Source organism: Lacrimispora xylanisolvens (assembly GCF_002934545.1).
Lineage (GTDB): Bacteria > Bacillota > Clostridia > Lachnospirales > Lachnospiraceae > Lacrimispora > Lacrimispora xylanisolvens.
In genome coordinates this window covers 467,754-493,383 of sequence record NZ_PTJA01000004.1, presented here as the reverse complement: position 1 = coordinate 493,383, position 25,630 = coordinate 467,754, and the positions used below count along the sequence as shown (strand labels likewise).

Annotated in this window: 27 protein-coding genes; 24 read left to right on the top strand and 3 right to left on the bottom strand. The window is 42.2% G+C overall.

What is annotated here, in order from left to right; translation table 11 throughout:
• Nucleotides 1–12 precede the first annotated feature (12 nt).
• From tpiA to holA, 9 genes are all read left to right on the top strand, one after another.
• Entirely contained in the window at nucleotides 13–765 is a 753-nt protein-coding gene (gene tpiA, locus BXY41_RS10305; protein WP_104436738.1) for a triose-phosphate isomerase, read from the top strand.
• A gap of 178 nt (nucleotides 766–943) precedes the next feature.
• On the top strand, nucleotides 944–2,482 hold the full coding sequence (gpmI, locus tag BXY41_RS10300; protein ID WP_104436737.1) for a 2,3-bisphosphoglycerate-independent phosphoglycerate mutase: 1,539 nt from the start codon (nucleotides 944–946) through the stop codon (nucleotides 2,480–2,482).
• A 152-nt stretch (nucleotides 2,483–2,634) separates the two neighbouring features.
• Nucleotides 2,635–3,882: a hypothetical protein gene (locus tag BXY41_RS10295; protein ID WP_104436736.1), complete on the top strand. Its 1,248-nt coding sequence runs from the start codon at nucleotides 2,635–2,637 to the stop codon at nucleotides 3,880–3,882.
• Between the two features lie 8 nt (nucleotides 3,883–3,890).
• Nucleotides 3,891–5,660 (top strand): ABC transporter ATP-binding protein, encoded by a 1,770-nt coding sequence (locus BXY41_RS10290; protein WP_104436735.1) that lies wholly within the window; start codon nucleotides 3,891–3,893, stop codon nucleotides 5,658–5,660.
• A 24-nt stretch (nucleotides 5,661–5,684) separates the two neighbouring features.
• Nucleotides 5,685–6,551: a DegV family protein gene (locus BXY41_RS10285; protein WP_104436734.1), complete on the top strand. Its 867-nt coding sequence runs from the start codon at nucleotides 5,685–5,687 to the stop codon at nucleotides 6,549–6,551.
• Nucleotides 6,552–6,578: 27 nt separating this feature from the next.
• Nucleotides 6,579–8,021, top strand: coding sequence for a sensor histidine kinase (locus BXY41_RS10280; RefSeq protein ID WP_104436733.1), 1,443 nt, complete (start codon nucleotides 6,579–6,581; stop codon nucleotides 8,019–8,021).
• Nucleotides 8,022–8,038: 17 nt separating this feature from the next.
• Nucleotides 8,039–9,025, top strand: coding sequence for a GerMN domain-containing protein (locus BXY41_RS10275; RefSeq protein WP_104436732.1), 987 nt, complete (start codon nucleotides 8,039–8,041; stop codon nucleotides 9,023–9,025).
• 62 nt (nucleotides 9,026–9,087) lie between these two features.
• Nucleotides 9,088–11,490, top strand: a complete 2,403-nt coding sequence (locus BXY41_RS10270; protein WP_278321417.1) for a ComEC/Rec2 family competence protein — start codon at nucleotides 9,088–9,090, stop codon at nucleotides 11,488–11,490.
• A gap of 8 nt (nucleotides 11,491–11,498) precedes the next feature.
• On the top strand, nucleotides 11,499–12,470 hold the full coding sequence (gene holA / locus BXY41_RS10265) for a DNA polymerase III subunit delta (protein WP_104436730.1): 972 nt from the start codon (nucleotides 11,499–11,501) through the stop codon (nucleotides 12,468–12,470).
• Between the two features lie 56 nt (nucleotides 12,471–12,526).
• Here holA and BXY41_RS27160 read toward each other — a convergent pair whose 3' ends face one another.
• The 3 genes from BXY41_RS27160 to BXY41_RS10250 are packed head-to-tail and all read right to left on the bottom strand — an operon-like array spanning nucleotide 12,527 to nucleotide 13,778.
• Nucleotides 12,527–12,754, bottom strand: coding sequence for a DUF6774 domain-containing protein (locus BXY41_RS27160; protein ID WP_104436729.1), 228 nt, complete (start codon nucleotides 12,752–12,754; stop codon nucleotides 12,527–12,529).
• Between the two features lie 58 nt (nucleotides 12,755–12,812).
• Nucleotides 12,813–13,268, bottom strand: coding sequence for an ImmA/IrrE family metallo-endopeptidase (locus BXY41_RS10255; protein ID WP_104436728.1), 456 nt, complete (start codon nucleotides 13,266–13,268; stop codon nucleotides 12,813–12,815).
• Between the two features lie 27 nt (nucleotides 13,269–13,295).
• On the bottom strand, nucleotides 13,296–13,778 hold the full coding sequence (locus tag BXY41_RS10250) for a helix-turn-helix domain-containing protein (protein WP_104436727.1): 483 nt from the start codon (nucleotides 13,776–13,778) through the stop codon (nucleotides 13,296–13,298).
• A 12-nt stretch (nucleotides 13,779–13,790) separates the two neighbouring features.
• Between BXY41_RS10250 and BXY41_RS10245 the strand changes: the two genes are divergently transcribed.
• The 15 genes from BXY41_RS10245 (at nucleotide 13,791) to BXY41_RS10175 (ending at nucleotide 25,620) form a co-directional block, all read left to right on the top strand.
• On the top strand, nucleotides 13,791–14,180 hold the full coding sequence (locus BXY41_RS10245; RefSeq protein WP_242980145.1) for a hypothetical protein: 390 nt from the start codon (nucleotides 13,791–13,793) through the stop codon (nucleotides 14,178–14,180).
• Entirely contained in the window at nucleotides 14,170–14,649 is a 480-nt protein-coding gene (locus BXY41_RS10240) for a hypothetical protein (RefSeq protein WP_104436726.1), read from the top strand. The genes BXY41_RS10245 and BXY41_RS10240 overlap by 11 nt, the downstream gene beginning before the upstream one ends.
• Nucleotides 14,646–14,888, top strand: a complete 243-nt coding sequence (locus BXY41_RS10235) for a hypothetical protein (protein ID WP_104436725.1) — start codon at nucleotides 14,646–14,648, stop codon at nucleotides 14,886–14,888. The genes BXY41_RS10240 and BXY41_RS10235 overlap by 4 nt, the downstream gene beginning before the upstream one ends.
• 1 nt (nucleotide 14,889) lies before the next feature.
• Complete coding sequence (locus BXY41_RS10230) at nucleotides 14,890–16,356, top strand: phage tail sheath family protein (protein ID WP_104436724.1); 1,467 nt, start codon at nucleotides 14,890–14,892, stop codon at nucleotides 16,354–16,356.
• Between the two features lies 1 nt (nucleotide 16,357).
• Entirely contained in the window at nucleotides 16,358–16,873 is a 516-nt protein-coding gene (locus tag BXY41_RS10225; protein WP_104436723.1) for a phage major tail tube protein, read from the top strand.
• An 11-nt stretch (nucleotides 16,874–16,884) separates the two neighbouring features.
• A complete protein-coding gene (locus BXY41_RS10220; protein WP_104436722.1) occupies nucleotides 16,885–17,229 on the top strand; it encodes a phage tail assembly protein in 345 nt (114 codons plus the stop codon).
• 166 nt (nucleotides 17,230–17,395) lie between these two features.
• Entirely contained in the window at nucleotides 17,396–17,704 is a 309-nt protein-coding gene (locus BXY41_RS10215) for a phage tail tape measure protein (protein WP_104436721.1), read from the top strand.
• 247 nt (nucleotides 17,705–17,951) lie between these two features.
• On the top strand, nucleotides 17,952–20,939 hold the full coding sequence (locus BXY41_RS10210) for a phage tail tape measure protein (protein ID WP_104436720.1): 2,988 nt from the start codon (nucleotides 17,952–17,954) through the stop codon (nucleotides 20,937–20,939).
• A 9-nt stretch (nucleotides 20,940–20,948) separates the two neighbouring features.
• The gene (locus BXY41_RS10205) at nucleotides 20,949–21,161 is read left to right on the top strand and encodes a tail protein X (RefSeq protein ID WP_104436719.1); all 213 of its coding nucleotides are present in this window, start codon (nucleotides 20,949–20,951) and stop codon (nucleotides 21,159–21,161) included.
• Complete coding sequence (locus BXY41_RS10200; RefSeq protein ID WP_104436718.1) at nucleotides 21,162–22,430, top strand: LysM peptidoglycan-binding domain-containing protein; 1,269 nt, start codon at nucleotides 21,162–21,164, stop codon at nucleotides 22,428–22,430.
• An 11-nt stretch (nucleotides 22,431–22,441) separates the two neighbouring features.
• Nucleotides 22,442–22,855, top strand: a complete 414-nt coding sequence (locus BXY41_RS10195) for a phage baseplate assembly protein V (protein ID WP_104436717.1) — start codon at nucleotides 22,442–22,444, stop codon at nucleotides 22,853–22,855.
• Nucleotides 22,852–23,241 (top strand): phage tail protein, encoded by a 390-nt coding sequence (locus BXY41_RS10190; protein WP_104436716.1) that lies wholly within the window; start codon nucleotides 22,852–22,854, stop codon nucleotides 23,239–23,241. The genes BXY41_RS10195 and BXY41_RS10190 overlap by 4 nt, the downstream gene beginning before the upstream one ends.
• Before the next feature lie 9 nt (nucleotides 23,242–23,250).
• The gene (locus BXY41_RS10185; RefSeq protein WP_104436715.1) at nucleotides 23,251–23,550 is read left to right on the top strand and encodes a GPW/gp25 family protein; all 300 of its coding nucleotides are present in this window, start codon (nucleotides 23,251–23,253) and stop codon (nucleotides 23,548–23,550) included.
• Nucleotides 23,550–24,689, top strand: coding sequence for a baseplate assembly protein (locus BXY41_RS10180; RefSeq protein WP_104436714.1), 1,140 nt, complete (start codon nucleotides 23,550–23,552; stop codon nucleotides 24,687–24,689). The genes BXY41_RS10185 and BXY41_RS10180 overlap by 1 nt, the downstream gene beginning before the upstream one ends.
• Complete coding sequence (locus tag BXY41_RS10175) at nucleotides 24,682–25,620, top strand: phage tail protein (RefSeq protein ID WP_104436713.1); 939 nt, start codon at nucleotides 24,682–24,684, stop codon at nucleotides 25,618–25,620. The genes BXY41_RS10180 and BXY41_RS10175 overlap by 8 nt, the downstream gene beginning before the upstream one ends.
• Nucleotides 25,621–25,630 lie beyond the last annotated feature (10 nt).

Genomic DNA, 25,630 nt, shown 5'->3' with positions numbered 1-25,630 from the left:
TAAGGTTATTTTATGTCCAGAAAAAAAATTATTGCAGGAAACTGGAAGATGAATATGACTCCAACCGAAGCGGTGGAGCTTGTTAATACATTAAAGCCATTAGTAGCAAACGATGATGTAGATGTGGTATTTTGCGTACCCGCTATTGACATCATTCCTGCCATGGAGGCAGCAAAAGGTTCTAACATTAACATCGGCGCTGAGAACATGTACTATGAAGACAAGGGCGCTTATACCGGAGAGATTTCACCGGCTATGTTAAAGGACGCAGGTGTAAAATACGTGGTAATCGGTCATTCCGAGAGAAGAGAGTATTTTGCAGAGACCGATGAAACCGTTAACAAAAAAGCATTAAAGGCTTTTGAATATGGAATGACTCCTATTATCTGCTGCGGTGAATCACTGACACAGAGAGAACAGGGAATTACCATTGACTGGATCCGTCAGCAGATTAAGATTGCATTCTTAAATATACCGGCTGAGAATGCTGCGAAAGCAGTTATCGCTTATGAGCCTATCTGGGCGATCGGTACAGGCAAGGTTGCAACAACGGAACAGGCTCAGGAAGTTTGCCAGTCTATCCGTTCCTGCATTGCTGAAATCTATGATGAAGCAACTGCACAGGCAATCCGGATTCAGTATGGCGGTTCTGTTTCCGCCGGCAGCGCACCAGAACTGTTTGCACAGCCGGATATCGACGGCGGTCTTGTAGGAGGAGCATCCTTAAAACCGGAATTCGGAGATATTGTCAATTATAAGAAATAACACAGCTGCTGCTTCCTGTCTGCTTTCGGGCAGGGAGCAGCTTTTTGCTTCCTGATAATTTTTCACCATTCCCAGGTTGCAAGAAATTACGAAATCATGTAAAATAATGTGTTGAAAGACAATAATTGCAATAAATACAATTACGATAGAATGAACAGAAGGAAAAGGAGAACTAGTTATGAGCAAAAAACCGGTTGTATTAATGATCCTTGATGGTTATGGGTTAAACAATAACTGCGACCATAATGCTGTGTGTGAGGCGAGAACTCCAGTTATGGATCAGCTGATGAGCCAGTGCCCTTACGTAAAAGGCAATGCCAGCGGTCTGGCAGTGGGACTGCCTGACGGTCAGATGGGCAACTCTGAGGTTGGTCATTTAAATATGGGTGCAGGACGTATCGTATATCAGGAACTGACCAGAATCACAAAAGCGATTTCAGACGGAGACTTTTTTACCGTTCCCGAATTTTTACAGGCAGTGGAAAATTGCAAAAAGAACAATTCCGCACTTCATATGTGGGGACTGGTTTCAGACGGCGGTGTTCACAGCCACATCGGCCATATCTATGGATTATTGGAACTTGCTAAGAAGAACGGCCTTGAGAAGGTATATGTTCACTGCTTCTTAGACGGCCGTGATACACCTCCTGCTTCCGGAAAAAGCTATGTGGAAGCGCTGGAAGCGAAGATGAAAGAGCTTGGCGTAGGCAAAGTGGCATCTGTCTCCGGACGTTATTATGCCATGGACAGAGATAACCGCTGGGACCGTGTAAAACGGGCTTACGATGCACTGACAAAGGGAGAAGGAAATCAGGCTCAGTCAGCAACTGCTGGTATTCAGGCTTCCTATGACGCAGAGAAGAATGATGAATTTGTTGAGCCATTTGTTGTAACAGAGAACGGAGCACCGGTTGCTGTGGTTGAGGATGGCGATTCTGTTATCTTCTTTAACTTCCGCCCTGACCGTGCCAGAGAGCTGACAAGAGCTTTCTGCGATGATGAGTTTAACGGATTTGAGAGAGAGAAGCGTCTGAATCTCACCTATGTTTGCTTCACTGATTACGATGAGACAATTAAGAATAAGCTGGTAGCATTTAAAAAGGAATCCATTGTCAACACATTCGGACAATTCCTTGCTGATCACAACATGACTCAGGCCAGAATTGCCGAGACGGAAAAATATGCTCACGTAACATTTTTCTTTAACGGCGGTGTGGAAGAGCCCAATAAGGGAGAAGACAGAATTTTAGTACCGTCACCGAAGGTTGCCACCTATGATTTACAGCCAGAGATGAGCGCTCCCGTTGTCTGTGACAAACTGGTGGAGGCTGTGACTTCTGGCAAATACGATGTAATCATTGTGAATTTTGCAAATCCGGACATGGTTGGACATACCGGTATTGAAGATGCGGCAATTAAGGCCATTGAAACGGTAGATGCTTGTGTGGGAAGAACGGTAGATGCGGTGAAGGAGATGAACGGAGTAATGTTTATCTGTGCAGATCACGGTAATGCAGAGCAGCTTCTGGATTATGAAACAGGTGAACCGTTTACAGCCCATACCACCAATCCGGTGCCTTTCATTCTGGTAAACGCAGATCCTTCCTGTAAGCTGAGAGAGGGTGGCTGCCTTGCAGATATCGCACCGACCTTAATTGAACTGATGGGTATGGAACAGCCGAAAGAAATGACCGGAAAATCACTGATTGTCCGTTAAGGTAAGAAATGAAGAGGGCTTCCCAGTAAACCTGCTGGGCGGTCTTCTTTTTTATAAAAGTTTGAAAATTACTTTGTCCATATACGTTTTGTGCTTCCATTTCTAACAAAAATACGATAGAATATAGAAAGGTATGTTAGGAAGGATTTCAGATGAGTATAAGAATCAGATTTTCTTTGGAGCCCAAGAAAAAAATATTTTCTGGATTTGCCTGGAACACTCAGTCTGCGGAGCTTATGGTCAAGGATCTGGCAAAGAAGATGGGATATCAGTGTTTTCGCATTGAAGGCATGCTGCTTGTTCAGCTGTGTCCGGAAGGATATATCTGGTTTAACTGGAATAAGCGTAAGCTTCAGGGGGAGAGCCAGACAAACATTGCAGGTCCCGGGTTTCATGCTGCAGTGGTAGAATTTTTAGAAGAAGCAGCACGGGAGAAGAAGCTAAAACTAAGAGTAGAGGACCGGACCGGTTATTTCATAAAAAGAGATTTTCTGGCTATGAGACAAAAGTATTTTTACCAATGGTTTTCCGATTTGATGGACTTAGTATCCGGCTGGAGTGAAAAAGGGGAATATATGTTTTGCTGGCCTGCCATCTACTATATTCCATCCAGGCAGGAAGGAAAGCTGATTACCCACATCCGGTCTTTTTCATTTAAAGAGATCGCAGGGATGGTTCATTCCGGTATGAGTGTGGTATTTGCCAAGGATTTTTTTGTATGGAATGATATTCAGAAAGATGCCAGATATTACAGAAACAGTGCTATGGTTCTTCTAAATCAGTCCTGCTATTTTATGCCCTCCCAGCGGAGCACTCAGGACGTTTATGTAAATCAAAGGATTATAGAGCTTCTTGAAAAAGCATATGTTATGGATCCGGATATTCCATTTCCCCATAAAACCTATCTTGACATCTGTGCTCTTGATTCCCATACTCCCATGGAGATGAAGTCTGTGAATCTTATGGATATTGAAGATTCCATCGGATGCAGAAAGTATCTGGTTTACCGTAAGATCGGCAATATGAGTTTTGCCCTGCCAGGAAATTTCTTATACGATGAGGAAGATAACAGCGCAATGGATCATTATTATGACGGCAGAGATTACGGCGGTCATGATTACTATATTTACGCAGCGGTATTTGCAGGACGGGAAGCGGAGTTTAAATCCCAGTGGTTTGAACAGGGCAAACCTGAGGAGATTCTGGATTTTGAACTGAATAACGCGAAGGTCAGGGTTGCATTTTATGAACCGGAGGAGAAGCCGGGAGAGACCAGATATGGAGTATCTGCCCAGGTACTTTATAAAGACCAGCGTATGAATATTAATATTGTAAGCAGAAAACCGGGGGAGAAAGACTGGGCTTTGGAACTGATAAAAAGTATTCGCATAACAGAGTAGAGGAACGTATGAATCAAAAAGAGATGAAAACAGGCGTATTGCTGAGGCGCTTTGTGCCTTATTATAAAAAGTATACAAAAATCATGGTGACGGACTTAATCTGTGCGTCTTTAACCACTATTTGTGAGATGGTGCTGCCCCTGATTCTCCGGTATATTACCAATCAGGGGCTGCGGGATTTATCGGCGCTGACCGTCCGCACCATTATAAGCATCGGGGCTCTTTATTTCGGTCTGAGGATCATTGACGGTATGGCTAGTTTTTATATGGCTTATACGGGTCACGTGATGGGGGCCGCCATAGAGACGGATATGAGAGAGGATGCATTTGGCCATCTCCAGAAGCTTTCGGATAATTATTTTAATAACACCAAGATCGGGCAGATTATGTCACGGATAACCAGCGATTTATTTGAGGTGACGGAGTTTGCCCATCATTGTCCGGAAGAATTCTTCATTGCATTTTTAAAGACAGTGATTTCTTTTATTATCCTGTCTGGGATTAATCTCCCCTTAACCATCCTTATTTTCCTGCTGATTCCGGTTATGGCAGTATCCTGTACCTATTTTAACATTCAGGTGAGAAAAGCGTTTAAGCACCAGAGAAACCACATTGGTGAACTGAATGCCAGGATAGAAGACAGCCTCCTTGGAAACAGAGTGGTAAGAGCCTTTGCCAATGAAAAAATAGAGATAGAGAAATTCAATCGCGACAATCAGGAATTCTTGCAGATCAAGCGAAAAACTTATAAATACATGGCTGCTTTCCAGAATACCATTCGGATGTTTGACGGTCTGATGTATGTAGTGGTAATTGTTGCAGGCGGCATTTTTATGATTAAAGGTCTTATTGAGCCTGGAGATCTTGTGGCTTACACTCTTTATGTGAGCACATTGCTGGCCACCATACGTAGAATTATTGAATTCGCAGAGCAGTTCCAGAGAGGAATGACTGGAATTGACCGATTCATGGAACTGATGGATGCCAATGTAGATATATTTGATGAAGAGGGGGCAAGACCTCTGACGAAGATCGACGGGGAGATCTCTTTTGAAGACGTTTCTTTCGAATATCCGGATGACCGGAATCCAGTTCTGTCACATATCAACCTAAGGATCAGACCGGGTGAAAAGGTGGCTTTGGTAGGTCCGTCGGGAGGTGGAAAAACCACTCTCTGCAGCCTGGTACCGCGGTTTTATGATCCCACGGAGGGAAGAATTCTAATTGATGGTCAGGATATCCGGGAAGTGACCCTTAAGAGCTTAAGAAGTACAGTCGGTGTGGTACAGCAGGACGTATACTTATTCTCAGGAACCGTATTTGAGAACATAGAATACGGTCGTCCCGGGGCTTCCATGGAAGAGGTGGTTTCGGCCGCCAGGATGGCAGGCGCTCATGAATTCATTACAGGATTAAAGGATGGATACAATACATACGTTGGGGAACGTGGTGTTAAGCTTTCCGGAGGCCAGAAGCAGAGGATCAGTATTGCCAGAGTGTTCCTTAAAAATCCACCGGTACTGATACTTGATGAGGCAACTTCTGCGCTGGATAATGAAAGCGAGCAGCTGGTTTCCCAGTCTTTGGAACGGCTTTCCAAAGGAAGGACAACGGTGACTATCGCACACCGGCTGACTACCATTCAGAATGCAGACCGTATTTTAGTTCTTTCCGACAACAGCATTGTGGAGGAAGGAAATCATGAAGAACTGCTTTTAAAGAAAGGCATGTATTACCAGCTTTATACCTCTGTGAGTGAAGCAGAGAAGAATACTTAATTTGAGAAATAAAGGAGAGCCGGAATGAAAGTAGCGATCGTTACAGACAGCAACAGCGGAATTACCCAGAAGCAGGGAAAGGAAGCTGGAATTTATGTCGTTCCCATGCCATTTATGATGGATGGAGAGATGTATTATGAGGATATCAGCTTAAGCCAGCAGGAGTTTTATGAAAAGCTGGAAAACGGCGCTGATATTTCCACCTCACAGCCGTCACCCGGTGATTTAATGGATTTATGGAATGAACTGTTAAAGGATTACGATGCCATTGTGCACATACCCATGTCCAGTGGTTTAAGCAGTTCCTGTCAGACAGCCATTATGCTGGCGGAAGATTATGAAGGCAAGGTGTTTGTTGTTAACAATCAGAGAATCTCTGTGACCCAGAGACAGTCTGTTCTTGATGCAAAGGAAATGGCGGATCAGGGAATAAGCCCTCAGGCGATTAAGGAAAAACTGGAGGAGACTAAGATGGACTCCACCATTTACATCACCCTGGATACTCTGGAATATTTGAAAAAAGGGGGGAGAATCACTCCTGCGGCTGCACTGCTTGGCAGTTTTCTGCGGATTAAACCGGTTCTCACCATTCAGGGAGAAAAGCTGGATGCATTTGCAAAGGCAAGAACCATGAAGCAGGCGAAAGCCATGATGATTGCAGCCATAAAAAAGGACATGGATGAACGTTTTAATGATCCAAGCGGTGCGGTGACTCATATAGCAGTTGTACACTCGGACAGTCTGGAAGCTGCTCTGGAATTTAAGCGCGAGCTTCAGGAGCTGTTTCCGGAAACAGGGGAGATCCATGTGGATCATCTTTCCCTCAGCGTTTCCTGTCATATCGGTCCGGGAGCACTGGCAGTTACATGTACCAAAAAATTAAGTTTATGATAAGTCAGAGATTGGAGAGGTGGGACCATGTTTCAGGATAAACTATTCAGCCGAAAGCCCGTTATCAGCCTGCAGGTCACTCTGATCCTCGTCTTTTTGTTTATAGGAAGTATTCCGGTTTTTATCGGCAGTTCAGTTCTGCTGGGAGCATTCCGGCAAAACCTGATCGATTCACGAATGCAGGAGATCCAAAACCAGTGCTGGATATTAAGCAATAAGATGACCAGAATTGGATATTTAACAATGGATCCCAAAGACTCCCTGTTAGATAATGAGATGGCTGTGAAAGCGGATATGTTTAACGGAAGAATTGTAATTATCAATAAGAGCTTTCGTATTATCAGCGATACCTTTTCGCTCTCAGCAGGAAAGACCAATGTGTCGGAGGAAGTGATCCGGTGCTTTAACGGTGAAAACAGCAGCAAATACAATCAGGAAAAAAAGTATTTTTCTCTCACAATTCCAATCTATTCCAATAGTGAAGAAAAAGAGATTGACGGTGTTATGATCATTACAGCATCCTCGGAAGATCTTTTAAACCGCATTGTTACAGTATCGGATAAAGGAGCATTTTTGCAGCTTTTAATTATTTCCATACTGGCAATTGTGGTAGTTCTTCTGGTAAAGCTATTAATGAAACCGTTCCGGGAATTGCAAAGGATGTTAAACCGTGCGGCAGAAGGAAACATAGATGAAGATATTATCTCCCGTGTATACAAGGAGACCAGGCAGATTTCAGATTCCATTAATACTACGTTAAAGAAACTGAAAGCGGTAGACAAGTCCAGGGAAGAGTTTGTTTCCAATGTATCACATGAACTGAAAACCCCTATTACGTCCATTCGTGTGCTTGCAGATTCTCTCATCGGGATGGAGGATGCCCCGGTGGAATTGTATCGGGAGTTCTTAAGCGATATTTCAGAAGAGATTGAGCGAGAGAATAAAATAATCGATGATCTCCTTGCTCTTGTCCGAATGGATAAAACAGCAGGGGCAAACTTAAATGTGGCCCAGGTTAAAATTAATGGTCTGCTGGAACTGATTTTAAAACGTCTTCGTCCCATTGCCGGGAAGCGCAATATTGAACTGACCTTTGAAAGTATGAGGGAAGTTACGGCAGATGTAGATGAGATGAAGCTGTCTCTGGCACTGAGCAATCTGGTTGAAAATGCAATTAAATACAATATAGAAGGCGGCTGGGTGCGGGTCACCCTTGACGCAGATCACAAGTTCTTTTATGTAAAAGTTGCGGATTCAGGGATTGGAATTTCAGAAGAGTTCCAGGAACGGGTATTTGACCGTTTTTACCGGGTGGATAAGGCAAGGTCCCGGGAGACTGGAGGAACGGGGCTTGGTTTATCCATAACAAAAAAGATTGTTCTGATGCATCAGGGAGCGATCAAGCTTCAGAGCAAAGAGGGAGAGGGTACTACGTTTACTGTACGTATTCCTCTTACATACATTTCTTAGGAACAGGAGGGATAGGGATGAAGCCACGAATGGGTATATTGATATTCCTGCTGTCTGTGGTATGCTTTTTATCCGGCTGCTCAGGAAGAGCACCTGAAAAAAGCACGGATAGCGGGGAACTTTATCAGATCTACTATTTGAATTCGGCCATGACCAAAATGGAGCCTCAGCCATATACCATGCCTGAAAAGCCTGTGGATGAATCAGAAGAGGAAACAGACTGGAAAATTAAAAACCTGATGGAACAGCTGCGCAACGTTCCCAAGGATTTAGACCGGCAGGCAGCCGTCCCGGACAAGGTGGGATTTGAGCGGTATAAGCTGGAGGATACCGTGTTGTATCTGTATTTTGATAATAATTATGCGATGATGAACAGCACCAGAGAGATTCTTTGCAGGGCCGCTCTTGTCAGGACTCTGACTCAGATTAAAGGAATCGCATACGTAGCAATCTACACAGCCGAACAGCCGCTTATGGACAGCACCGGTAATCCGGTGGGTCCAATGCAGAGTACAGATTTTATTGATAATATCAGCAATGTCAACTCATTTGAAAAGACAGAACTGTCCTTGTATTTTGCCGATGAAAGCGGTGAAAAGCTGGTAAAAGAGTCAAGGGAAGTGGTTCATAATATCAATACTTCCCTGGAAAAGCTGGTAATTGAACAGCTGATCGCAGGTCCTGGCAGACCGGGGTTAAACCCTACGCTGCCGAAGGAGACCAAGCTGATCAATGTGTCGGTCAATGAAAATGTGTGCTACATCAATTTTGACTCCTCATTTCTCAATAACACTCTGGAGGTAAAGGAATATATCCCCATCTATTCCATCGTCAACTCTCTGGCTGCGGTTTCATCCATTAACAAGGTTCAGATCACAGTCAATGGTTCTCAGGATGTGATGTTTCGGGACTCCATTTCTTTGAACCAGCAGTTTGAGCGAAATCTGGATTACAATAAGGAAAATGAGGAATCAACAGAAGAAACAGGAGGAACACAACAATAAAACGCCCATTATGTCTGATTGCAGGGGGATTTGTACTTGGAGAGACTGCCGTACTGCTGGCTTTGACATCTTGGCTTTTTATTCCGGCACTGATTGCTGCCGGGATGATTTTTTGTGGTTGCAGGAGAGGCAGAAGCCCGCTTTGGGTCTTTTTGCCTCTTGTTTTTTTCTATCTGGGATCGGCTCGTGCAGGCCTTGAGATGGAACAATTAAGAGAACGGGATATCCGGCTTTTAGAGATCACAGGTTATTACACGGAGGTACAGGGCAGTATTTTATCTGTTGCAGAAGAGAAGGGAGTTGTCAGTCTGACTCTAAAGAATAACCGGATCAGAAAAATGATGAAAGGAAAGTGGGAAGAGGTTCTTTATGAGCCCCCCGGAATCATGGTTTCTTTAAAGGAGTATGAAGGCACTTCTTTAAAATCTCTGGGAATTGGACAGATTGTCGCCGTGAGGGGCGAGGTACAGCCCTTTTCACAGGCAAGAAATCCGGGAGAGTTTGATTTTAAGAGCTACAATCAGTCTATGGGGGTGGATTTTACCCTTTTTGCAGAGGAGATTGATATAGTAGAAGCGGGGAAGTCTCCGCTTTTGGAGTTTTTAAGAAAATTAAAAGTCCATAGTAAGGCGCTTCTTTATCGGGACGCAACAGAAACAGATGCGGGGATCTTTACGGCTGCAGTGCTAGGGGATAAAATGGGAATCTCCAGGGATATTAAGGATTTATACCAGAAAAATGGAATTGCCCACCTCCTTGCCATCAGCGGTCTTCATATGTCATTTATCGGACTCTCTTTTTACAAACTGATAAAAAAAGCTGGTGCAGGCTTTTGGGGTGCAGGCCTTGTTAGTATGGTGCTACTGATCTTATATGGTATATTAACGGGTGCAAGTCCTTCTGTGGTGCGGGCCGGTGTGATGATGTGCCTGGGATTTTATGCTGCCTGTCTTGGAAGAACCTATGATTTATTGTCTGCAGCTTCGCTGTCATTATTTTTTCTGGGTTTTCAGTCTCCGTCACTGCTGATGCAGGGAGGTGTTCAGCTTTCGTTCGGTGCCGTTTTTGCAATAGGAGGAATCGCTCCGCTTATACAAAGCTGGCTGGGTAAGGATAGCCTTTTTTCCGGAAGTATTTCAGCCTGCTTTGCGGTGCAGATGATTACTCTGCCTGTGACTGCCTTTCATTTTTACCAGATTCCGCCTTATGGTCTGATTTTGAATCTGTTGGTCATTCCTCTGATGGGCGGAGTTCTCTGTTCCGGTCTGGGAGTGATTGCATTTGGATCCTTAAGTCCTGTTCTTGGAACTGCGGCAGCGGGAACGGGGCATTATATACTGACTCTGTATGAGATTCTTTTAAACATTGCAGGGGAAATGCCGGGGAGCAATATTATTATGGGCAGACCTGGTATCAGAACGCTGCTGGCTTATGGGGTTCTTCTCACTGTCTGCATTTTTATGATGAAATTATTAAACAGGGTTGAAAAGGAAGCAGAGAAAAAAAACATGGATCCCGTGGGAGGAAATGAAAGTACGCCGGAAAGAGGAAAAATATCCTATGTAGGAAAACTACTTTTCCTGGCTGGATTTTATATATTATCCATATTTCTTTTATTACCCGAGCCGGTAAAGGGGCTTGAAGCATGGTTTCTTGATGTGGGGCAGGGAGATGGAATTCTGCTCAGGGCAGATGATGCATGCGTGCTGATTGATGGTGGAAGCTCATCTAAAAAATCTCTGGGAGAGTATACACTGTCCCCATGTCTGAAGTCTCTTGGTGTTTCGGTGATTGATTATGCATTTGTCAGTCACGGAGACCTGGATCATTTAAGCGGAGTAAAATATTTGCTGGAAAGCTGTGAGGATATACAGATTAAGAATTTATATCTCCCATATCATGGGCGGGACGAGGAAATGATACAATCTCTGGCAGCACTGGGGGAAAATAGGGGAGCCTGTGTGCAGTATCTGACAGAGGGAGATGTAATGAAGGTAGGAAAGCTGTCTATTACCTGTCTTTATCCTGGAAAAGATGACGTACCCACAGATGTTAACGGTGAATCCCAGGTACTTAAAATGGATTATGGTGATTGCCATATGCTGTTTACCGGTGATATGGGGGAGCGGGAGGAACAAAATCTTCTTGAAAAAAACAAAGATCCCTTATTAAGTGAAGTAAACGTTTTAAAAACGGCTCACCACGGCTCAAAATATTCATCCAGCCAATCATTTCTTGATGCAGTTTCACCTGTCTGGGCTGTAATTTCTTATGGACAGGGGAATTCATACGGGCATCCTCATAAAGAAGTGTTAGAACGTTTTGATGAGCGGAGTGTTACGGTGTTTGGAACTGGAATGAGCGGAGCAGTCAGGCTGGAAACGGATGGAACCAGGGTCCGTTTTTCAACTTTCGTTGACGGAACCAGGAACCATGGGTATAATGAAAAGAAGGAAAAGGAGTGAAACATGCGATGCAGACCCTGAATCAGGATATAAAAAACAACAGTTTTAAGCCGGTTTATCTCTTATATGGAGAAGAGGCATTTCTAAAAAACAGCTACAAAAATCAGATGAAATCGGCCATAACTCAGGGAGATACCATGAATTTCAACCAGTTTGGCGGAAAATCCATTGATGTAAAGGAGCTTATAAGCCTTGCTGATACTATGCCTTTTTTTTCGGAGAAACGATTGATCCTTGTAGAAGACAGTGGATTTTTTAAGGCGGCTGCAGAAGAACTGGTTAACTATCTGCCACAGATGCCGGATACAACCTGCATGATCTTTGTGGAATCAGAAGTGGACAAGAGAAGCAAAATGTTTAAAAAGATAAAGGAACTTGGTTATGCCGCCGAGATGGAGCGTCAGGACATTAATCAGCTTGCCAGGTGGGCAGGAACATTACTTTCCAGAGAAGGAAAGAAGGTAACTGGACAGACTATGGAGCTGTTTTTAAACATGACCGGTGATGATATGGAAAATATTCGCATGGAGCTGGAAAAGCTGATTAGCTTTACGTTAGGAAGAGATGTCATAACTGATGAAGATGTGATGGCGATCTGTACAGAGCGGACCACCAATAAAATATTTGATATGGTTACTTCCATCGTTAACCGCCAGACTAAAAGGGCTCTTGAACTTTATGAGGATTTGCTTACATTAAAGGAACCTCCCATGAGAATCATGTTTCTCATTGCAAGGCAGTTTAACCAGCTGTTGCAGGTAAAGGAACTGATGGGCAAGGGAATGGATAAAGGGGGAATTGCCGCAAAGCTTAAAATCCCGCCTTTTGCCGCCGGTAAGCTGATGCCTCAGGCAAGAACTTTTTCCAGGGAACAGATTCTTTCTTATGTGAATTCCTGTGTTGAGGCGGAAGAAGCGGTTAAAACGGGAAGACTTTCGGATCGTATGGCAGTGGAGCTTTTGCTGACTGCAAAATACTAGAATAACAGGTCGTCTGTATCAGAAGACGGGAGGTTGAGGAACTGGTGAGTAGTTCCTTATCGCTCCCGTCTTCTTTCACTTTGAAAGCCAAAAAATATATCATCATTTATATTGTCATTTTTATCATTGCCGCAACAGAGAGCCTGGTGAGCTGCAATCGTCTCCAGGGTATCGGACAGCTGACTAAAAATACAGCTGAGGAGCGCTACTTCTTCAGCTGTCCGCCCTTGTGCAAGACAGCAGGCAATGGATGACACAAGTGTTACTAATTCGCAGGACTGCATAGTTCATCACCTCTGCATAATATATGTTGTATCAGGTGACATTAAGATAAGAAAAAAATTATTCTGCCATTTTATAAATATTAAACGGTTCAAAAAGAATTAAATAGTTGTCCTTTTGCAGTCCCTTCTCATATTTTGTCCGATAGCATTCCAGTGCTTCCAACAGAAATTCTTCCGTAACCTCTAAATGTTCCGCGATCTCAAAGCTGTTCCTGCAGCCGGCTTCTTTCGCGGCAACCAGCTTCTCCAACGTGATCATTTTGTTATAAGCCCATAAACGTGCCGTGCGTTCCTGCTTCCTGTTAGAAACAACAGACTGATCCAGTATATCTCCGGTAGTGGTGTAATAATGTCCAAGTTCCTCCGCCAGTACGCAGGCTTTCTGACAGCCAGACATGTTCTGCCGTATGAGGATCTGGTCGCCCCGAATCCGTCCGTCATTACCAATTAATGGTTTTTCTTTAATCATGATTCCGTCAGAGTCTGCTTCCTCTAATAATATGTCATAATTCAAATAAATCACCTCAACGAATTTTATTCCTTACTCATCGAAAAAGGCATCATCATGCTGTCTCATTTCCTCAGTCACTTCAATATCCGTCCGCTCATGAGCCGCTACCGGCTGTAAATAAGATCTGGAATTTGTACCCAATGGCCGGACAACCGGATCCGCTTTTGTATATTGAGGGATGTGCACCATCTCACTGACCCGTTTCAGCGCCTCTTTTTGTCCGCTTTCATTGAGCTTTTGGAAATTACTGAGCATTTCTCTTGCAGACTCTCCCAAACAGCTGTTTTCATGATCCAGCGCAAAAACCTCTGTTTCCTCCCAGCCCATAAGGGAAGCCGGAGTTGTTCTCAGTGCTTTTGCAATTGCGGTAATTTTAGACTGGGGAAGGCCTCTGCCGTCTACCTCTATTTTATTGATGGAAGAACGGGATTTGTAACCCGCCTTATTCGCAAGCTCTTCCTGAGACATTCCCAATTCCTCACGTCGTTGTTTTATAATCTGACCGATATCCATAGGACCACCTCCATGACAGCATTATATCACGGAGTAGAATTACTTTCAACAAAAATTGAAAAACGTGTTGACAAAAAGGAAACGACGGAGTATGATGATGGTGTAGACAAAAAGACTACAAGAAAGGAGGACAGGATGACCAATACGGTTCGGCTAAATGAGTTGATAAAAGAATCCGGGCTGAAAAAGGGGTGGATTGCGGACAGACTTCACTTGTCCAGCTATGGGTTTCGGAGGAAACTGTGGAATAAGAGTCAGTTTAAGGCGGGTGAGATTATAGTGCTGTGTGAGTTGCTTGGGATTGCATCGTTGGAGGAGATTAGTGATATTTTTTTTAATGATTGTGTAGACAAAAAGACTACAGTAAATAGAAAGGAGGTTGAGTTAAATTGTGACATTTAATGAATTGCAAAAGCTATTAATGAATGAAACAAAAGAACTGTTAAAGAATATGACCTTTCTTGATTCAAATGGGAGGGATACAGAAATACTCGGATATCCACAAGCGGCAGATTTTAACGGACTACCCGGACAGGACTTACTATTACAGGGCAAGGAAGTAATCCTTCCGTATTTTCTGGTCAGACTGGATCGGGTGGAATATAGAAAAAAAGATGCCGATGATAAAAATCTTGGAAGTGTAGTATTGGAGATCAATATTTGCAGATGCCAAAAAGATGGATTTTATCTTCTGACAGCTGCAATTGAGCGAATTACCCACAGATTTTTAACTGATCCCTTTTTACAATCATTCTGGTGTGAACGAGCAATAAACATAAGCTTTCCCAAAAAAGTCACTCCTTCATATTTTACAGGAGAAATTGAAATGTTTTGGAATATGCCAGAACTGGAGTCAGGAGGAATTTTATGAGCGAAAACGAAGCGTTGATTTATGTAGGCCCATCAATGGATCAGATTGTAAGGAACGGGGCATCATTTCGTGGCGGATTTCCCCCCAGACTCACAGAACTACTAAACGCACATCCGTTTATAAACGAGTTAATGGTGCCGCCAGAGTTACTGGCGGAAGCAAAAAAGAACATCCGGAAATCAGATAGTAATTTAAATACGCTATACCGGAAAGCAGAAAATATCAGGAGGAAAAAATAATATGTCATATAAACATGGTATTGAAGTAATTGAAAATAAAACATCCTTTCCAACCCCGTTATCAACCCGTTATGGAGTACAGGTTGTGTGCGGTACCTCACCGGTGAATTTAGCTGCAGATCCCTATGCTATGGTAAATGCTCCGGTTAAAGTAGATAGTTTCGAAGCAGCAGCAAGGCTGTTTGGATACAGCGATGATTGGAAAAAATATACGCTTTGCGAAAGTATGTATGCAAGCTTTAAGCTGTTTCAGGTATCGCCGGTTATTTTTATTAATGTACTTGATGCAAAAAGGCATTTTAAAAATGTGGACGAGACCGTGTATCCGGTAAAGAATCATCAGATCACTTTAAAAACAGACGGTGTATTAAAGGATACTGTCAGGATCACTGTGAAGCAGGAGGAGTCAGTAAAGCAGCTTGCGGAGAATGCAGATTTTATTATGGATTTTGATGAAGCTGGAAATTTAATCGTTACTTTGCTGCGTTCCGGTATTGCCTATGACTCCAATGAATTAAAGATTTCATTTCATGTCATTGCTCCGGAAATGGTGACAGAAGAAGATGTGATCGGATCTTACAATGTTGAGACTGGAGAAGAGACCGGTTTGGAAACTTTGCGTCAGATTTACCCAAGATACGGGCTGGTACCAGGCGTTCTTCTGGCTCCTGGCTGGTCCCAAAAGGCAAATGTGGGTGCAGCTCTTCAATCAAAGTGTGAGGGAATCAGCGGTATTTTCAGAGCAATGTGCCTGTTAGACTTAGATACAGAAAAAGCCAGTAAGTATATGGACTGCCTTGTGGCTAAGAAGGAAATGGGATATGACGAAAAGCACTCTGTCGTACTATGGCCAAAGGTGACGAAAGCAGGTAAAACCTATCATTACTCTTCCGTCTATGGAGCAATGATGAGTTATTATACGGTCACTAATGGCGATGTTCCTTATATTTATCCATCAAATAAGCTTTTAAATATTGATGGGGCGGTGCTTTCCAACGGAAAAGAGGTTTATCTTGACCAGGTTCAGGCAGGAGAATTAAACGGATATGGAATTGTAACCGCATTTCATGATAACGGTTGGAAATCATTTGGCAATAATACCGGATGTTATCCTGGTAATGATGATCCCAAAGACCGTTGGATTGGCTGTCGTAGAATGTTTGATTTCATTGCAAATTATTTTATCACTGTCTATAGAGCCAGACTTGATGAAGGAATGAACCGGAGAATGGTGGATGACATTATCAACAGCTTTAATATATGGGGCAACAGTTTAATGGCTGCCGGTATGTGCGCTGGTCTGTACGCAGAATACCGCAATGATGAAAATACGCTGGAAGATGTGCTGGCAGGACATATGAAGATCAGAATTCATTTTGCTCCCTATACGCCGGCAGAGTACATACTGGCAGTAGAAGAATTTGATGTAACAGCTTTTGAAAATGCAATGAAAGCGGAGGAAGAATAATATGTTAAAACTACATTTAATCAACAGATATACAGTATATAAAGGTGGTAAGGAATTAATTGGAACTGCTGAAGAGGTAAAGCTTCCAGAGATTACTAATAAAACGGACAGCCTGGAAGGCGCAGGAGTAGGCGGAACAATGACGGTTCCTGTGATTGGATTGGTAGACGATATGGAAATGGAGATACCGTTTCTGTCTTTGTGCAAGGACGTGTTCTCTTTAATGGATCCCACTCAGACAGCAGACATTACCTTAAACGGTGCACTTCAGGGCATGGATGGAGGAGACGGCAGTGTAGGGTATAAACCGGTATCCATCTCCGTTCGTGGAGTGGTAAAGAAGTTTGCACCTGGCTCTATGAAATCAGGCGCAAAGATGAGTTCCAGTGTAACACTTGGTTTAAGCTACTACAAGATCGTACTGGATGGGAAAACAGTGCTGGAGATTGACAAGTTAAACGGCATCTATGTTGTAAATGGTAACGATGTATTAAGCGAAGTAAGAGAGATGTGCTAAGGAGAGAAGTCATGGAAAAAGAGAAAAAGGTTTTAAAGGATAACGAGGCGGTTTCAAATCAGGAATGGCTGAAAATAAAATTAAAGGAGCCAGTGGAATATCAGGGGATCCGTGTGGACAGCCTCGATCTGACTGGAATGGAATCGCTTACAGGCAGGGATTTAAACTCGGTTTACGATCTTTACGCCAATATGGGAGGAAGCGGAATAATCATGCAGGAAGCAACTCTACTTTTTGCACAGATTATTGCTTCCAAGGTGACAGGCTTTCCGATTGAACTCTTTTATATTTTAAAGGCTGGAGATTCTGTTAAAGTGAAGAATCGGGTGTATCGTTTTTTCTTCCTCGAGGGATAAGCTGCGCAGAAGATATCCGTAAGGTTAATAAAGCATTTATATTTGCGGGCCGGTATACGAAGGCCGGCCCGGAGTTTTATTTTTCCCTTCCATTGAGCCAGGCTGCCAGACTTATTAAGGATGTGGCAGAAACAGCCAGGGAGGAGAATAGGGAAAGAAGTGTGAGGTGAGAATTATTGCATCAGGTGATGAAAAAGAGAAGGCAGTAAAAGCACTTGGGGAAGCCTCTGATAAATATTTTAATACTATAGCCAAAGGAAGCTCATTGGCAGTTGAAAAAACCAAAGCTTTCTTAAAGGAGTCTGTCACTGCAGGCTTAGAGTTTGAGACTCAAATGAGCTCTGTTGAAACAATTACGAAAGCTTCTTCCTATGAAATGGAGCGTCTTAATCTGGCAGCCAGGAAAATGGGAGAAACCACAGGTTTTTCTGCCAAGGATGCTGGCAAGGAATTGGAACGTATGGCTTTGGCTTAATAATGGGTCGGCTGAATTGAAAGGTTCAGCGCATACCGGGGAAAATCGGTGAAGGCTAAAATTGCAAGAGATACAGACTGCAGTCATGCTAATACCGAGAGAGCTGCGGATCAGGCGGTTTTTGTAACGCATAGGAGTTGAGCGTTTTGAGAGCAAAAAAACTCCCACGAGTCTCCGGCACGGTTGTCTTAAAGGGCAGTCTGAGATAGTTAGCCGCTATCAAACCTAACGTAAAACGAGGGTGAAGATGTATGCTGAGCTTACAGGAAACTGTAAGAAGCAGAGGATAAAAAGCCTTTGCGGTAACACACTGGGATGGAAAACAGAGGATATGTTAAAAGGGCTGCCAGGAGTTATGACCCTTGCAGCAGCCTTTGGACAAGATTTAGGAAGTGTTTCAGGGACTTTAACAGACACCATGAAAGCGTTTGGAATGCAGGCCGATGATTCTGCTCGGATGGTCGATGTTCTGGCTCAGGCTTCAATAAGCACAAACACCAGTCTGGATATGATGGGAAAGGCACTTAAAGGAGCAGCACCGGCAGCATCTGCATTTGGTTACAGCGTTGAAGATACAGCAATGGCGATTGGACTGATGTCTGATGCAGGTATTCAGGGTGAAGCAGCGGGAGAATCGTTGAAAAATCTGATGACTCATTTATCAGAACCCACCAAACTGGTTCAGAACTATATGGATCAGTTATCCGTATCATTAAAAGACAGCTCCGGTGAGATGAAGCCGTTTGGTACTATTCTTTCAGAACTAAAATCAGGTTTTTCGGGATTATCAGATGCACAAAAAGAAGAGTATGCTTCGGGGCTGGTGGGTAAAGACGGCATGGCCGGTTTTCTGGCCATGATGAAAGGCTCCGATGAGGAATTTATCAGGCTGAAAGATGCCATGGAGAATAGTGAGGGAGCTGCCCAGAAGCTTTCTGATGTTCGGCTGGATAATCTGGCAGGTGATGTATCCCTCTTTAGTAGCGTATACGATGGAATAGGTCTTGATGTTTACAGCAATATTTCTGACGATTTAAGAATGATTGTTCAGGGGGCAACCAAATGGCTTCAAAGCTTTGGGGAGACTTTGGAGATTAATATTCCCACAGCAAGAAGATTCATGTCTGAATTTGCAGATGGTCTTGTGAAAACTTTTGGACCAGTAAAGGCAGTTGGGGAATGGTTTTTAAATCATCCGGAGGCAATTAATGGGGGCATTACTGGAATTACAGCTGCTTTTGCAACATTTAAAGCAGCCAATATAGGTATAAGTGTATTAGGAAAATTATCGTCGCTTGTAACTGCCTGGCCTTTGGCTGCATTTGGCTTGGCGGCGGGGGCAATCGCGGGAGTTTTTATGGCAGTGAAGGCGCACAATGATAAATTAGCGCGACATGATCTGGAACAACGGTTTGGATCTATAAAACTTTCTGTAGAAGAGCTTGATGCCACTGCTAAAAAAATCGTAGATAATGGCAATTTAAATAACTTATCTAAAGCATTTGGAGAGTTGGATAAAGTGAAAGATCTTTCTAAAAACTTTAAAAACAACAATGATAATCTGGATAAGTTAATATGGAAAGTTGGCATGGGATTTGAGCTGGACGAAAGCGATAAGGATATGTTTGCCTCTTCGGTTGATGGATTGGTAAAAGGTGCACTGGATATTGTTGAGCAAACACAGTATTCTGCAAATATAAATATCCAGGCTTTATTTGGTTCAGATAGTAATATAGGAAATCAGTTAATTGACAGCTTCAATGCTACTTACCAGTCAATTGGTTCTCAAGTGAATGAAAAAGGAAAACAGCTAGGGGAAGTTTACAAAAATGCTATAGTTGACGGTGTGATTGATTCCAAGGAAGCTGAAATGATAAGATCCCTTCAATCAGAGTTAACTAATGTAACAAATCAGGTCATAAAATCCAGGTTTGAGGGAAAAATGCAGAGAATTATGATGCAGTACTCTGGTAAAGATTTAGATCCTGATACATTTAATAATCTGCAGCAAGAAATAAAGGATACCCTTGCCGAAGAACGTGAGCAGCTGATGCAGGTTATGGATCTAAGTCTGGGAGATTTGGAATTGCAATTGAATCGTGGAGATATTTCCGTTCAGGAATATGATAACAGAAAGAAAATAATAAAGGATCAGTATCATAATCAAGAAATGGAGTATCAGGCGAATGGTGTTTCTTTCTCTGTAAGTACGATAGCAGATGCATATCAGGATGTATTCAAAGATATTATTCCTGAGGTCAAAACTGGTTTGGATGATGTAATGTTAGATATCAGAAACGCTCAAAATGCAAACGTATTTTCACCAAATTTTTTATGGGAACAAATGGGCTTTGATAAAATTGACAATGATGAAATGGATAGTCTTCAAAGTAATTGGAAAGCTATGAAATCAGATTATGCTCAGTTACAAGCCGAGTTTAATGGTTATCTGGAACGTGGAGAGACAGTACCTGAATCCGTTGCTAAAAAGTTGTCAGATGCATCATTTATAGGAGCGGCAGCTGGTGATAAACATGCATTATGGCAAATGATTGGGATAAATGCAGCGGGTAATTCCGATTATATGGCAGCAATAGAAAAAGCCAGGAATGCGGATATAGAAATACCTGAAGAAATAGCATTATATCTTGATAAAGGAGGTCCTGTAGTAACAAACGCCGTAGACAGGTTATATGATCTGGCGGAGACCACAGCAAACGATAAAACAGCTGATATAGTGGTTAAAGGTAATGTTCGATGTTTATTTAATTATCCTAACGATGAACCTCAACTTATTGCATTTAAAGGAAAGCAAGGATATGAATTACCACCTCTAAATAAAACTGAAGCGGAGGTAGCACCTAATGTAGAACGAAATGCCAAAGGAGGATTAATAAGCCACCCCACAATATCCTGGTTTGCGGAAGAATACCCAGAAATGGCAATTCCAATAAATAATTCGAAGCGTTCAAGGATGCTTTGGCAGGAAACAGGCCGGCTGATTGGAGCCTATGAAGATAATAACTATGGAAGAATCTATGAGAGTATGACTTCATTCAATTCAAGTGGTATGAATGGTGGTGACTCATTTGCTCCCGTGTTCAGTCCAACTATCTATATTAATGGAAAAAATGCCTCCAGAGAAGAAACACAAGGAGCGGTTCAAATGACGTATGAGCAATTTAGAGAATGGGCTTCACAACTTCAAAGAGAGAGAGTCCGGGTAGCGTTTTAGGAGGTTAAAATGACAGAGCAGTATGTAACAGAACAGGGTGATACCTGGGATTTGGCAGCTAAAAAAGTATACGGCGAAGAAAAATATCTTGATTATTTAATGAGTAATAATCTTAACTGTTTAAACTATTTTATATTTCCAGCAGGAGTCTCTTTAAAGACACCAGTACTTCCAACAGGGACGGTAAATGGTGTTCCGGAATGGAGAATTAAAAGCAAATAAATGCGTCAGGAGGGGTGGCATACGGGAAATCCAAGAAGAAAGTATTTAAGCGTTGTTTACAATGGAATTGATATATGGAACAATTTATCTCCTTACATAGAAAGCTTTTCTTATGAGGATTCGGTGGATGAATCAGACACCATTTCCATATCATTAAGCGACCGTGATTTAAAATGGAGCCGAACCTGGCTTCCGGAAAAAGGTGATAAAATGTCTCCTTCCATTATTCTTGAGAATTGGAACTATGAAGGGGAAAAGATGACAGTAGTATGCGGAGCTTTTTTAGTAGATGATTACTCTTTCTCCTGTCCTCCCTTTTCCTGCACAATCAATGGAGTCTCTGCTCCTGTGGACACTTCATTTAAAGAATCAGAAAACACAAAGACATGGGAAAATGCAACAGTTCGTCTGATTGCCAATGAAATTGCTGCAAAATATGGTTTAGAACTGATATTTGAAGTCAGTGAAGATATTGCGGTTTCAAAAACAGAACAGGACAAGCAGCCAGACAGTGAATTTTTGAAAAATCTATGTGAAAAATATGGTCTGGGCATTAAGGTATATTCCAACCGGCTGGTTATATGGGACTTAAAACAGTATTTTGAGAAATCCCCTGTACTTACCATTGTACCGGATATGGTATCAAAATGGACATACAACAGCACGATACAGGGTACTTATACCGGAGCCAAGGTAAGTTACGCGAACCCCAATAATGAGAATACGGTTGAAATATTGGTTGGCACGGAAGAACGGCTTTATAAAACCAATCAAAAAGCAGACAGTGAAGCAGATGCCAGACGGATTGGAGAGAGCATTTTAAGAAATGCCAATCGTAAAGAAAGAACTATGAAGCTGACGATTCCACCCAAAATGTCTTTATATGCAACCTGCAATGTTAAATTATCCGGATTTGGTAATCTGGACGGTAAATATTTTGTTGAAAAGGTATCTCATAGTTTATCTGGTAAATCATACGACATGCAGGTAAGTCTCAGCTGTATATCAAGAGACAGTGAAAATTCAGAAGTGGAATCGAAAAATGAAACAGCTCAGACCAACGGCAACACTGCCCATGGTAATTACACGGTTGTCAAAGGAGACAGCTTATGGAGTATTGCAAAACATTTTTATGGAAGCGGAAGTAAATCTCAGGATCTTTATCAGAAAAATAGAGATCTTATTGAATCGGAAGCTGTAAAGAGGGGAAAGAAGGATTCTGGGAACGGTTACTTCATCTACCCTGGTATGTCTCTTATCATACCATGAAAGGAGAAAATATGAATGATGTAGTCAGAGTCGGGAGAATTTCTTCTGTAAATCAGGAAAATGGAATGGTCAGAGTTTATTATCCGGACAGAGACAGTACGACTTCAGAACTGGGAATGTTTTATTTTCTGGGAGAGTACAAACCTCCGAGAGTAAATGATCAGGTAATTGTTCTTCATCTGTCTAATGACACCAGTTCAGGCGTTGTATTGGGCGGATTCTGGAATGAAGTCAAAAAGGCTCCCAGGGAAATGACCTATAAAAAGGAGATGGACAGTAACAGTTATGAATCTCTTCAAAATGGAACATTTACATTGCATTCCCAGGAAATCAGTCTGGAAGGAGAAAAAGGAGCAATCAGTCTTACTGAAATTCTGAATTTGAAAGCCAGACTGGAAAGATTGGAAAGGAGTCTGTCGCAATGATTGGTATATTAGGAAGTCTGCGTTTTAAAGTCAATGACAATCGGGTATTTACTTTTCAGAATTTAAAGAGAGAAATATCAGCGTCATGGAGTACCATGGAACGGATTGGACAGAAGCCTCTTAGTGAATTCAACGGGCCTGACCTGCAGACCGTAAGTTTTGATATAACATTGGATGCGTCTTTGGGTGTGAAACCAAGGTATCTTTTAGGAGTACTGGAACGAATGGTTGAGACAGGGGAAGTAAATACACTAGTAATTGGCAAAAAAAAAGTCGGAAAAAACAAATGGGTTATTACTAAAAGTTCGGAAGCCTGGGAGGTTGTATTAAGAGGAGGTGAATTGTACCGAGCCAGCGTTTCTTTGACTTTACAGGAATATTTGTGAGGTAGGTAAATGGTAAATTACGAATTATCAATAACTGGTTTGTCCGGCAGGCTGGAAGAGGAATTAAAGAGAAACTTAAAAGCGCTGTTGGGAACAAGAGCTGGATCCCAGCCGGCTGACAGAGATTTTGGAATCTCATGGGGGTGTCTCGATGAGGTTCCGGAAGCAGCAGAAAGCCTGTTTTTTCTGGAGGTAACCAGTAAAGTGGAAAAATATGAGCCAAGAGTATCTATAAAAGATATCACATTTGAGAACAAAGAGGGGACTATTATTCCACACATATATTTTGCAGGAAAGGAGGAAATATAATGGAAAGCAGATTTTCTGATTATCCAGAGGTCAGTTTTATAGAAAATACAAGTTTCTCCGACTTACAGGAAAGGTTGATCCATGATTATGAAGAGAAGTACAGAGAGTTAACCGGTGAAGATGTTTCATTGGGACTGGCCGACCCTTATCGTCTCATTCTGTATTCCTGCGCAGTTGCAATATATCAGGGGTATCAATATGAAGACAAGGCTGGAAAAATGGGATTGCTGAAATACAGCACAGGTGAATTCCTGGATAATCTGGCAGCATTTAAAAAAGTAAAAAGAAATGAAGCGGCGCCCGCACGTACGGTGATACGGTTTACGCTGGCGGATAAGGTTGAACGGGCGGTAGTCATACCAAAAGGAACCAGAGTGAAAGGTCCTGATTTATATTTTACAACAACAAAGAAAAGTGAAATAAAGTCAGGGCAGTTATATACAGATATAGCAGCTGAGTGTGAACAGAGCGGAACGATAGGAAACGGTTATCTGCCAGGCGAAATTAAATGGTTAACGGATTTGCTGCCTTATACAATGAAAGTTTCAAATATTGTGACGACCAGTGGTGGTGCAGACAGGGAAAATGATGAAGAACTGGCAGAGAGAATTTATTTATCTCCAGTCAGCTATTCCACTGCCGGTCCGGAGCGAGCGTACGAATATTGGGTTAAAACATTTAGCCCTGCAATTGGAGAATGCCTTATCACTTCAGAATCTCCGGGGGAGGTGGATATCTATGTTACCATGGCAGATGGTACGATTCCTGACGATGTTTTTTTAAAGAATTTGGAGACATATTTATCAGATAGCAATATCAGACCCTTAACAGATCATGTAGTTGTAAAGAAACCTGAGGAAATAAAATATAATATTGAACTGATTTATTATATTCTCAATGAAGACAGAGACAGGGAAGAAACCATGAAGGAAGCCGTTTCAACTGCCTGCAATAATTACATAACATGGCAAAAAAAGGTGGGGAGAGATATCAATCCGGCACAGCTTCTATATTACATTATGGGTACAGGAGTAAAAATGGCTGATATTGTAGAGCCAGTATTTACAGAAGTACCTAATTCCGCTCTGGCAGTACCGGATAAAATCACTTTGGCTTACGGAGGAAGACGGGATGATTGATTTTTATCATGGTGAGATCAATGATATTATGCCGTATAACCTGATTACTCCTGAAACGAAAGCGGTCAGTTATGCTGTGAGCCAGGCGATGAAAAAATTACAGGAGTATTCTCAGGCAAGCCATTTATATGGAGAAATTAAAAAAGTACCGGAAGCTGTTTTAGATCTTCTGGCATTGGAACTTAATACTCAGTATTATGAACAGACAATGCCAAGGACTTTAAAAGAAGAGCTGATTGTACAGACAACCGCCTGGTATATGAGATCAGGAACTCCTGGTGTACTCAAAGAATTTTTGAGTGCGGTGCTTGATGGGGGAGAAATTAAGGAATGGTATCAGTATAATGGAGCTCCTTTTCATTTTAAAGCAATAGTTCAGGTAGGGGAACACGAGATTCTGCCTGGATATGGATCAGAGATAAAGAGGCAGATAGAGTTATATAAAAATGCCAGATCGTGGCTTGAGTATGTAGAATTTGTAATAAATTCTATTGCTACATGTGAAATTAGTTATGACAATGCGATCCGGTTTCGCAACCGATTTTATCCTCGGGTAAATACTCCTTATTTAAGTCTGGATGGGTTATGGAAACTGACTGATAAGAAACTGAGCGGATATGATAGTGATGAAAGAATTGATTTTTATCCTGTTGTACAAAAATTCCATGTTAGAGTTTCGAAGGATATATTACTAGACGGAAATATGAGGTTTATGAATACGGTTCCAGTAGATCGATCCAGAGATGAACGCTTTCGTCTGATTGAGTTTCTGAAAGTTAGATCTGAGGGGAAAAATGTACTTAGAATAAAAAATGAAGTTAAAAGTGAAATTAAAACAGGAAATATCAGGGTTACTACATTAAATGAATTATCTTCAGAATGGAGTCTTGATATTTCCAGATCATTAAACGGAGGACTAACCGTTTTATAGAAAGGATGAT